The 8087-nt window shown below is 74.7% G+C and carries 11 protein-coding genes and 1 pseudogene; 6 read left to right on the forward strand and 6 right to left on the reverse strand.

The annotated features are described in order from the left end of the window. The first annotated feature begins 43 nt into the window (after positions 1 to 43). The gene (locus ACFXOZ_RS41350) at positions 44 to 865 is read left to right on the forward strand and encodes a BPL-N domain-containing protein (protein ID WP_380595212.1); all 822 of its coding nucleotides are present in this window, start codon (positions 44 to 46) and stop codon (positions 863 to 865) included. A gap of 110 nt (positions 866 to 975) precedes the next feature. Here ACFXOZ_RS41350 and ACFXOZ_RS41355 read toward each other — a convergent pair whose 3' ends face one another. Next, positions 976 to 2283, reverse strand: coding sequence for an RNA-guided endonuclease InsQ/TnpB family protein (locus tag ACFXOZ_RS41355; protein ID WP_380595214.1), 1308 nt, complete (start codon positions 2281 to 2283; stop codon positions 976 to 978). 53 nt (positions 2284 to 2336) lie between these two features. Between ACFXOZ_RS41355 and ACFXOZ_RS41360 the strand changes: the two genes are divergently transcribed. Genes ACFXOZ_RS41360 through ACFXOZ_RS41370 form a run of 3 tightly spaced genes read left to right on the forward strand, consistent with a single transcriptional unit; the run spans position 2337 to position 3484 of the window. Continuing rightward, positions 2337 to 2468 carry a hypothetical protein gene (locus ACFXOZ_RS41360; RefSeq protein WP_380525867.1) on the forward strand — a complete coding sequence of 44 codons (132 nt, stop codon included), beginning with the start codon at positions 2337 to 2339 and terminating at the stop codon, positions 2466 to 2468. Positions 2469 to 2522: 54 nt separating this feature from the next. Then, positions 2523 to 3290 (forward strand): MerR family transcriptional regulator, encoded by a 768-nt coding sequence (locus ACFXOZ_RS41365; RefSeq protein ID WP_375896780.1) that lies wholly within the window; start codon positions 2523 to 2525, stop codon positions 3288 to 3290. Next, complete coding sequence (locus ACFXOZ_RS41370) at positions 3287 to 3484, forward strand: hypothetical protein (protein WP_380525870.1); 198 nt, start codon at positions 3287 to 3289, stop codon at positions 3482 to 3484. The genes ACFXOZ_RS41365 and ACFXOZ_RS41370 overlap by 4 nt, the downstream gene beginning before the upstream one ends. Before the next feature lie 3 nt (positions 3485 to 3487). Here the strand turns inward: ACFXOZ_RS41370 and ACFXOZ_RS41375 are convergent, their stop codons facing one another. The 3 genes and pseudogenes from ACFXOZ_RS41375 to ACFXOZ_RS41385 form a co-directional block, all read right to left on the reverse strand. Continuing rightward, a complete protein-coding gene (locus ACFXOZ_RS41375) occupies positions 3488 to 3904 on the reverse strand; it encodes a VOC family protein (protein WP_380525872.1) in 417 nt (138 codons plus the stop codon). Positions 3905 to 3909: 5 nt separating this feature from the next. Beyond that, positions 3910 to 4291 (reverse strand): annotated as a pseudogene (locus ACFXOZ_RS41380) (helix-turn-helix transcriptional regulator). A 205-nt stretch (positions 4292 to 4496) separates the two neighbouring features. Further along, entirely contained in the window at positions 4497 to 5042 is a 546-nt protein-coding gene (locus ACFXOZ_RS41385) for a hypothetical protein (RefSeq protein ID WP_380595216.1), read from the reverse strand. Between the two features lie 101 nt (positions 5043 to 5143). On the opposite strand from ACFXOZ_RS41385, the gene ACFXOZ_RS41390 reads away from it, so the two are divergent. Further along, positions 5144 to 5776, forward strand: coding sequence for a carbonic anhydrase (locus ACFXOZ_RS41390; protein ID WP_375896771.1), 633 nt, complete (start codon positions 5144 to 5146; stop codon positions 5774 to 5776). Between the two features lie 146 nt (positions 5777 to 5922). Continuing rightward, complete coding sequence (locus tag ACFXOZ_RS41395) at positions 5923 to 6558, forward strand: flavin reductase family protein (protein ID WP_380525875.1); 636 nt, start codon at positions 5923 to 5925, stop codon at positions 6556 to 6558. A gap of 53 nt (positions 6559 to 6611) precedes the next feature. Here ACFXOZ_RS41395 and ACFXOZ_RS41400 read toward each other — a convergent pair whose 3' ends face one another. Both ACFXOZ_RS41400 and ACFXOZ_RS41405 read right to left on the reverse strand, forming a co-directional pair. Further along, positions 6612 to 7229, reverse strand: coding sequence for a hypothetical protein (locus tag ACFXOZ_RS41400; RefSeq protein WP_380595218.1), 618 nt, complete (start codon positions 7227 to 7229; stop codon positions 6612 to 6614). 267 nt (positions 7230 to 7496) lie between these two features. Continuing rightward, positions 7497 to 8069, reverse strand: coding sequence for a TetR/AcrR family transcriptional regulator (locus tag ACFXOZ_RS41405; protein WP_380595219.1), 573 nt, complete (start codon positions 8067 to 8069; stop codon positions 7497 to 7499). Positions 8070 to 8087 lie beyond the last annotated feature (18 nt).

The raw sequence follows: 8087 nt of genomic DNA on the forward strand, positions 1-8087 counted from the left end.
GGCAGGGGTCCTGGTCATGCGGGTGGGGGGGGGGGGGGGGGGGGTGGCGGTGGGGGGGGTGGTGCTGGCGGCGTCGGCGTGGGGGGCTCCCCCCTCCGGGGGCGGCCCGGACGGCGCCGCCCGGGCCGGCCGGGCGCCGCGCGCGGACGCGGGCGGCGGGGCCGCGCCGGATCCGCAGGGCCGTCCGCCGGCGCTGGTCTACCGGGGCCCGGCGGCCTGCGAGGGCTGCCCGGAGGCGGCGCACGACCTGCTGGAGCACGACGGCTTCGCGGTGCGCTACATCGGGCCCGAGGAGGAGGTCCGCTTCGGCCCGGACGCGCTGTCCGGCGCGGCGCTGTACGTGCAGCCGGGCGGTACCAACGGGCAGGAGGTGTCCACCGCCTGGCGCCTGCTGCAGCAGGACCCGGGCTTCTCCCCCGAGCTGGTGCGCGCCTACGTGCGCGGCGGCGGGCACTACCTGGGGCTGTGCATGGGCGGCTACCTGGCCGGCCACGACCCCGGCTACGGCCTCCTGCCGGGCGACTCCGGGCAGTACATCAGCTCCGGGGGCGCCACCGTCACCGACGAGCAGGACCACCTGGTCGACGTCTCCTGGCGCGGGCGGCCGCAGCGGATGTACTTCCAGGACGGCCCGTACTTCGACCTGGAGGGCCCGGGCGCCCAGGTGCTGGCCCGCTACACCAACGACCGGGCCGCGGCCGCCGTCGCCCCGTACGGCTCGGGCCGGGTGGCGGTCAGCGGCCCGCACCCGGAGGCCCCGGCCGAGTGGTACCGCGACTACGGCCTCTCCGACGAGTCGCCGGCCGGCCTGGCCCTGGGCGGGGACCTGGTGCACACCCTGCTGGGCACGGCGCCGAAGTCCTGACGCCCCGGGCCCGGCCTGACCCTGACCCACCCCTGAGTCAACGGGCTGCACTCCACGGTGCACCGCCTGGCCTTCGGCCCCGAACAGGACCACTACCGCTCCATCGGCGGCTACCACTGCTGGTTCGCCGTCCACGACTCGACGCTCGCCCGCGAACTGGACAGCTGGTTCGTCAACTTGACCCGAGCTTGAAGGGACCGGGCCTGTGGGTAGGGCGCGGCTGGCTGTCGCCTGGCCTCCCACGTCTGAGCCACCTGGGTTGCGGTGGCTGGGACGCGTGACTCACGCCCCGCGGTCCACACGGTCTCGCCTTTGCGGGCGATGTTGTGGGACGCGTTTGTATCCGCGTGCAGGACGGTCCCGCAGGACCGGCAGGCGAACGTTGCCTGGTCGACGCGGTTCTTCCGGTCGATGTGGTGGCACTGGGAGCATTCCTGGCTGGTGTACGCCGGATCGACGTACACCAGCGGCACCCCGGCCCGCTTCGCCTTGTACGCGATATACCGGCCGAGCTGGTGGAAGCCCCACGAGTGCAACTGGGTCCGCTGGTCCTTGCGGAGCCGTACCCGACTGCGGATGCCCGTCAGATCTTCCAGGGCGATACCGAAGCCGGTGCGTTCAGCGGCAGTAACAATGGTCTTGGAGACGATGTGATTGACGTTGGCGGTGTGCCGGGCTTCCTTCCGCGACCGCTTCTTGAGGAGGCGCTTGGCGGACTTTGTACCCTTGGCCTGCAACTTGCGCCGCAGGTCGAGCTGGCGCTTACGGTGCCGGTTCAGGCCGCGTCCGGCGGCCCGGTAGCCGGTGCTGATGGTGGCGATGTCGGCGATGCCGAGGTCCACTCCGATGAAGGCGGCCGGGCTCTGGTTGAGCGGCTTCTCCGGTACCTCACAGGTGGCGATCAGGTAGAACTCGCCGTCGCGCTCGATGAGATCGGACTCGCCCCTGCGGTGCTCGCGGAGCATCGTGAGCGCGTCGGGCGAGCACGCGAATCGCACACCCTTGAGCCGTCCGGCCATTGTCCAGATGCTGACGGTCCGATGGTCCAGCTGCCAGCTCAAACACCTGTCGTCATACGGCTGTGCGGCCTCGGCCCGGAACGTGATCGGCTTCGACTCCGCCTTGACCCGTCGTTCGGAGCCCGGCCTGCCGAGGTTCCCGGCGCGGATGTTGGCCTTCAACGTGGTGTAGGCGTCACGGGTCTTCTTGATGACGTGCTGGGCGGCCTGCGCCCCCAGCCCTATCGCCTTCAATCCGGCGTAGGTGTGCTTGCGGAGCTCGTACTCACGCGGGACCCCGCGCTCGAACGCAACCGCCGACACCCAGCACGCGGCCTCGTTGACCGCGCGCAGGGTCGAACGCAGCGCGGTGGCCTGGTCAGCCTCCGGCACCAGCTTCACCCGCACCACGATCTTCATGCCCGAGAACATAACCTGACCCACTGACAACAGGCGCCCCCGACAGCGCCCTGATGATCCGCCTGCGCGCCGCCTCGATGCGCTGGATGGGCCGCTGGCCGCTGCGCGCCGTCCTGGCCGCCCAGTTCGCCAAGGCCGGCGACATCGCCCTGCCCGACTACCCGCTGCCCGCCCGTGCCGCCTGAGGTGCGCCCCTGGGGGCTTGCACCTCACGCGGCGTCAGAAGGGATGCTCGTGCCATGCCCTCCTCCGAACAGACCTGGAAGGTCGGCCCGCTCGCCGAGGCGAGCGGACTGACCGTACGCACCCTCCACCACTGGGACCAGCTCGGCCTGCTCTGCCCCTCCCGGCGCACCGCCTCCGGCCACCGCGCCTACACCGAGCAGGACGTCGTGCGGCTCTACCAGATCCTCGCCCTGCGCCGCCTGGGCCTGGGCCTGGAGACCATCGCCACCTGCCTGGACGCCGGCGTGGACGTGCGGCGCCTGGTGCGCGAGCACCTGGCCGCCACCGAGGCCTCCCTGGCGGCGCTGCGGGAGCTGCGCGAGCGCCTGGGCCACCTGGACGGCGAGCTCGCCGCCGCACGCGAGCCCGGCACCGAGGACCTGCTGCGCCTGGTGCGGGCCGCCGGCGCCACCCGGCCCGCCGCCGACGAGGCCCTGCGCCGCCACCTCGACGAGGACCAGCTGCACGCCCTCGCCGACCACGCGGCCGCCCTCGGCCCGGCCGCCCACTACCTGCTGGAGGTCGAGTGGCCCCAGCTCTACCGCCGCGCCGAGGCCCTGCGCGCCGCCGGCACCGACCCGGCCGACCCCCGGGTGCGCCGCATCGCCGCCCGCCTCGACGAGCTCTCCCGGCTGTTCAGCGGCGGCGACACCACGCTGTCCGCCGCCGTGCGCACCGCCTGGCGCGAGGACCCGGCCGCCCTGTCCGGCGACCCCGCCGCCCCCGCCGACGCCTGGGCCGACCTGCGCACCTTCCTCGACCGGGCCCGGGAGGCGTCATGATGCCCCGCCGGGTGCGGCTGCGCGTCGCCCTGCTGAGCACCCTGCCCGTCCTGGCGGTGACCGTCCTGGCGCTGTTCCCGCTGGCCCTGGCCGGCCTGCTGCCCTGGTCGGTGCCGCCGGCCGTGCTGCTGGCCCAGGGCGTCCAGGCCTGGCTGGTCCTGCACCGCCTGGGCCGCCCGGCCGACGGGTCCTGAGCGCTACCTGGCGCGCGGCTGGTTGAAGCGCAGCATGTTGCCCGCCGGGTCGCGGAAGGCGCAGTCGCGCACGCCGTAGGGCTGGTCCATCGGCTCCTGGAGGACCTCGGCGCCGGCGGCGCGGATGCGCTCGAAGGTGGCGTCGCAGTCGTCGGTGCGGAAGATGACGCCGCGCAGCAGCCCCTTGGCGAGGAGTTCGGCGGCGGCCCGGCGGTCGTCCTCGGAGGCGTGCGGGTCGGCCAGCGGGGGTTCCAGGACGATCTCCACCCCGGGCTGCTCGGGCGAGCCGACGGTGACCCAGCGCATGCCCTCGAAGCCGACGTCGTTGCGCACCTCGAAGCCGAGGACGTCGCGGTAGAAGGCGAGCGCCTTGTCGTGGTCGTCGACGGCGATGAAGCACTGCGCGAGTTCGATGCTCATGCACGTCAACTTACGGGAGAGGGGCCGCTCTTCGCCTCAGGTGCGGCGCGCGGGGCGGGTGCGGATCTTGGCGATGCAGGCGGGGATGGGCTCGCCGTCGGCGTGGTCGCGGGAGCGGTAGGCGCTGGGGCTCTCGCCGACCAGTTCGGTGAAGCGGCTGCTGAAGGAGCCGAGCGAGGTGCAGCCCACCGCCATGCACACCTCGGTGACGCTGAGGTCGCCGCGCCGCAGCAGCGCCTTGGCCCGTTCGATCCGGCGGGTCATGAGGTAGCTGTACGGGGTCTCGCCGTAGGCGGTGCGGAAGCTGCGCGAGAAGTGGCCGGGCGACATCAGCGCGGTGCGGGCCAGGGCGGGCACGTCCAGCGGCTGGTCGTACTCGCGGTCCATCCGGTCGCGGGCCCGGCGCAGCCGGACGAGGTCTTCGAGGGGTACGCGGGTGGGCACGGCAGCCACCGTACCGGGCCGCTCGGACACCCTGCCCCGCCCGGCGCGCGCCCGGTAACCGGGCGGTGGCGCCGGGCGGGCCGGCCGCCACCGCGGCGAGGTGCGTGCCCCGACGCCGCGGACCAGGCGGGGATCCGGGAGACAGGCGTCAGGCGGTGCGCGGGCCGCGGGCGAGCAGCGGGGCACCGCCGTCGTGCGGCAGGACGACGAGGTAGCGCCAGGAGCCGTCCTCGGCCACGGCCAGCGAGAGGGTCTGCGCCTCGAAGGCCGCGGCGGCGGGGGCGGCGCCCTCGGTCAGTTCGTCGAGGCGGGCGTGCGACGCCAGGAAGTCCGCGGGGCCGTTGAACCACTTGGGGACGGGCGCGCCGCGGCGCAGCGCGGCCAGCAGGTCCGCGCGCAGCGGCCCCTCGGCGGCGTCCAGGACGCGTTCGTGCAGGCGTTCCTGGACGCCGGGGCGGGTCGGGGCGGCGGCGGCGAGGTGCCGGCAGCGCGGGCAGAACCGGGCGCCGACGCGCACGCCGAACGGGTGGCGGTAGCGGACGATGGTGCGTGGCTGTTCCTGGCACAGTGTCCGGTCGTCGCCGACCGCGGCGTGCTCCGGTTCGTCCGGTTCGCCCTCGACGGTGCAGGCCCCGAAGGTGGCGGGTTGCCGGGCGGTGGCGAAGGACCGGCCGGTGGGCGTGTCGGTGTTCATGCGCGCGACCCTGCCACGGCGGCGGGGGCGCGGGCATCCGCTTTTCCGTGGCACCCGGCCCCCGGCTGCGGGTCCCGGCGGCGGCGATCTAGGGTGGCCGCATGATCTCCTCTCCGATATCCGGCCCGATATCCGACCCCGCCGAGGCGCTGCGGGTGCTGCTGGAGGGCAATGCCCGTTTCGTCGGCGGCAGCCCCGAACACCCCAACCAGGACGCCGGGCGGCGGGCCGCGCTGGGGGCGGCGCAGAAGCCGTTCGCGGTGCTGTTCGGCTGTTCCGACTCCCGGCTGGCCGCCGAGATCATCTTCGACCGGGGCCTGGGTGACCTGTTCGTGGTGCGCACCGCCGGTCACGTGACCGGCGCGGAGGCGCTGGGCAGCATCGAGTACGGGGCGGCGGTACTGGACTGCCCGCTGGTGGTGGTGCTCGGGCACGACTCGTGCGGCGCGGTGGCGGCGGCGCTGGACTCCCTGGAGCAGGGCAGGCTGCCCGGCGGCTTCGTGCGGGACGTGGTGGAGCGGGTGACGCCGAGCGTGCTGTCGGCGAAGGCGGCGGGCATCGAGGACCCGGACGCGATCGTGGACGAGCACATCCGCCAGACGGTGGACCTGCTGCTGGAGCGCTCGCAGCTGCTGGCCGCCCGGGTCGCCGAGGGGCGGGCCGCGGTGGTGGGCCTGTCGTACCGGCTGACCGACGGCCAGGCCCGTACGGTCGCCGTCCGCGGCCTGGGCTGACCCCCCGGCGCCGCGTGCTGCGGGTGCGGGAACGCGGTGTCCGATCCCCGCCAGCGCCGGGGCGCGGGCGGGGGCAGAGTCGGTGTCCGGTCGCGGACCGTCCGGTCCGGGCCACCGACTCATCCGATGCGAGGACGGCTCTTCCCGTGCACAAGGTCACCGATCTCAAGGTTCTCTACTTCGGCACCCCGGTGGTGCTGATCGGCTCGCGCAACGAGGACGGCAGCGCCAACCTGGCGCCGATGTCCTCGGCCTGGTGGCTGGGGCAGACGTGCGTGCTGGGGCTGGGCAACAGCTCCCAGACGTCGGTCAACCTGCGGCGCGAGGGCGAGTGCGTGCTCAACCTGCCCTCGGCCGGGCAGGTCGACGCCGTGGACGCGCTCGCGCTGCTGACCGCCAACCCGCGGATCACCGAGCACCGGCTCGCGCAGGGCTACCGGCACGAGCGGGGGAAGTTCGCCGCCGCGGGGCTGACCGAGCTGCCCGGTGAGCTGGTGGCGGCGCCGCGGGCGGCCGAGTGCCCGGTGCAGCTGGAGTGCCGGCTGGAGGAGGCCCGGCCGCTGGCGGGCAACCCGGGGTGCACCGCCTTCGAGGTCTCGGTGGTGCGCGCGCACGTGGAGGAGCGGCTGATCGTGCCGGGCACCGACCACTACGTGGACCCGGTCGGCTGGGACCCGCTGATCATGAAGTTCTGCGAGTTCTTCGGCGAGGGGCGGCGGCTGACGCCCTCGCGGCTGGCGGAGGGCTGGCAGATGCCGGGGAGGATGCCGGCCGCGGTGTGAGGCGGCCGGGCCGCACCCCGGGCCGCGTCCCGGGCCGCACTCCGGGCCCCGGCTCAGGCGACGGTCGCCCCGCAGGAGTCGCACACCCGGGTCGCGGGCAGTTCCAGGAAGCAGTTGGGGCAGATCGCCGGCGGGCGCGGGGTGGTCGCGGTGGCCGCGGCGGCCGCGGGGGCGGCGGCGCTCTTGCGGCGGGTCACCGTGGTCTTCAGGCGCGGGGCCAGGGCGGGGATGCCGCCGTCGGCGGGCAGGTCGGCGCCGAAGTGCCGGTAGCAGGCGAGCCGGGCGGCGGCGGCGTGCTGCTCGCGGTCCATCTCGTCCAGGACGGGCGGCTGCCCGGCGACCTCCAGCACGTCCTGGTAGCCGGCCCCGACCATGCCGTCGGTGGCGTTCACGACCAGGGCGGTCAGCGGCGGGTCGCCGCGCCGGTGGGCCTCGCGCACCACCAGGGCCAGCACCTTGCCGATCCAGTGCCGCTGGTTGACGCTGGTGCGCACCCCGGAGGCCTGCTGGACGGCCTCGGCCAGCTCGGCGTAGGTGATCACCGCGTGGTAGCGGTGGGCCACGTCCACCAGGGCCGGGTAGGCCGCCCTGGTCCACACGATGTGCGCCTGGCTGACGGCGACGGCCGTGCCGTCCGCCTCCCGCCAGTAGCCGCGCTGCTGCTGCGTCATCCCGTCCGCCCCTCGTCCCGTCGCGCCTGTCGGCCCCCGCCGGGAGCGAGGCTACCCCGCGGCGGTGTCCGGTTTCCTGTCGGGGGCGCGGCCGGGGGGCTTGACTTCAAGTGCTGTTGAAGTCGTCGAATGGGTGCCGACCGCAGCCGTACGGGCTTTCCGCGGTCGATGCCCCGCCCGTACGGGAACGGACCGGGGCCGGGGCCGCCTCCCTTCGATCGTGCCGTTGGCGGCCCCGGCCCTCGTCGCCGTTGCCTCACCGGTGCCTCACCGCCGCGCGGCGAGGCCGTCCAGGGTGAGGTCGAGCAGGCGCTCGGCCTGCTCGCGGTGCCCGGCGCCCGCCGAGGTGAGGGCGATGCCCTCCAGGGCGGCGGCGAGGTCGGTGGGCCGGATGTCGGTGCGGATCGCGCCGGCGGCCGCGCAGGCGTCCATGAGCGCGGTGACGGCGGCCCGGATCATCTCCCGGCTGCCGCCGTAGGGGTTGGCCCCGGTGGCGGCGATGGCGCGCAGGGCGTCGATCATGCCGTACTTGGCGGTGGCGTAGTCCAGGAACAGGCGGGTCCAGGCGCGCAGCGCATGCTCGGGCGGCCGCTCGGCGAGCAGGGCGGGGGCGGCCTCGCACAGCTGGGCCACCTCGTTGCGGTAGACCGCCTCGATCAGGTCCTCCCGGGTGGGGAAGTTGCGGTAGAGGGTGGCGCTGCCCACGCCCGCCTCCTTGGCGATGCGCTCCAGGTGCGCGTCCGGCCCCTGCTCCCCGAACACGCGCGCGGCGGTGGTGAGGATCTTCTCCCGGTTGCGCCGCGCGTCGGCCCGCAGCGGCCGGGGGGCTGCGTCGGTCATCGGTGGTCGCCGTTCCCT

Source organism: Kitasatospora sp. NPDC059160 (genome assembly GCF_042755465.1).
Taxonomy (GTDB): Bacteria; Actinomycetota; Actinomycetes; order Streptomycetales; family Streptomycetaceae; genus Kitasatospora.

What these genes read in the sequence shown, in the direction of transcription:
- ACFXOZ_RS41355 (WP_380595214.1), bottom strand. Translation starts at nt 2,283, where the DNA reads ATGAAGATCGTGGTGCGGGTGAAGCTGGTGCCGGAGGCTGACCAGGCC.
- ACFXOZ_RS41360 (WP_380525867.1), top strand. Translation starts at nt 2,337, where the DNA reads ATGATCCGCCTGCGCGCCGCCTCGATGCGCTGGATGGGCCGCTGGCCG.
- ACFXOZ_RS41365 (WP_375896780.1), top strand. Translation starts at nt 2,523, where the DNA reads ATGCCCTCCTCCGAACAGACCTGGAAGGTCGGCCCGCTCGCCGAGGCG.
- ACFXOZ_RS41370 (WP_380525870.1), top strand. Translation starts at nt 3,287, where the DNA reads ATGATGCCCCGCCGGGTGCGGCTGCGCGTCGCCCTGCTGAGCACCCTG.
- ACFXOZ_RS41375 (WP_380525872.1), bottom strand. Translation starts at nt 3,904, where the DNA reads ATGAGCATCGAACTCGCGCAGTGCTTCATCGCCGTCGACGACCACGAC.
- ACFXOZ_RS41385 (WP_380595216.1), bottom strand. Translation starts at nt 5,042, where the DNA reads ATGAACACCGACACGCCCACCGGCCGGTCCTTCGCCACCGCCCGGCAA.
- ACFXOZ_RS41390 (WP_375896771.1), top strand. Translation starts at nt 5,144, where the DNA reads ATGATCTCCTCTCCGATATCCGGCCCGATATCCGACCCCGCCGAGGCG.
- ACFXOZ_RS41400 (WP_380595218.1), bottom strand. Translation starts at nt 7,229, where the DNA reads ATGACGCAGCAGCAGCGCGGCTACTGGCGGGAGGCGGACGGCACGGCC.
- ACFXOZ_RS41405 (WP_380595219.1), bottom strand. Translation starts at nt 8,069, where the DNA reads ATGACCGACGCAGCCCCCCGGCCGCTGCGGGCCGACGCGCGGCGCAAC.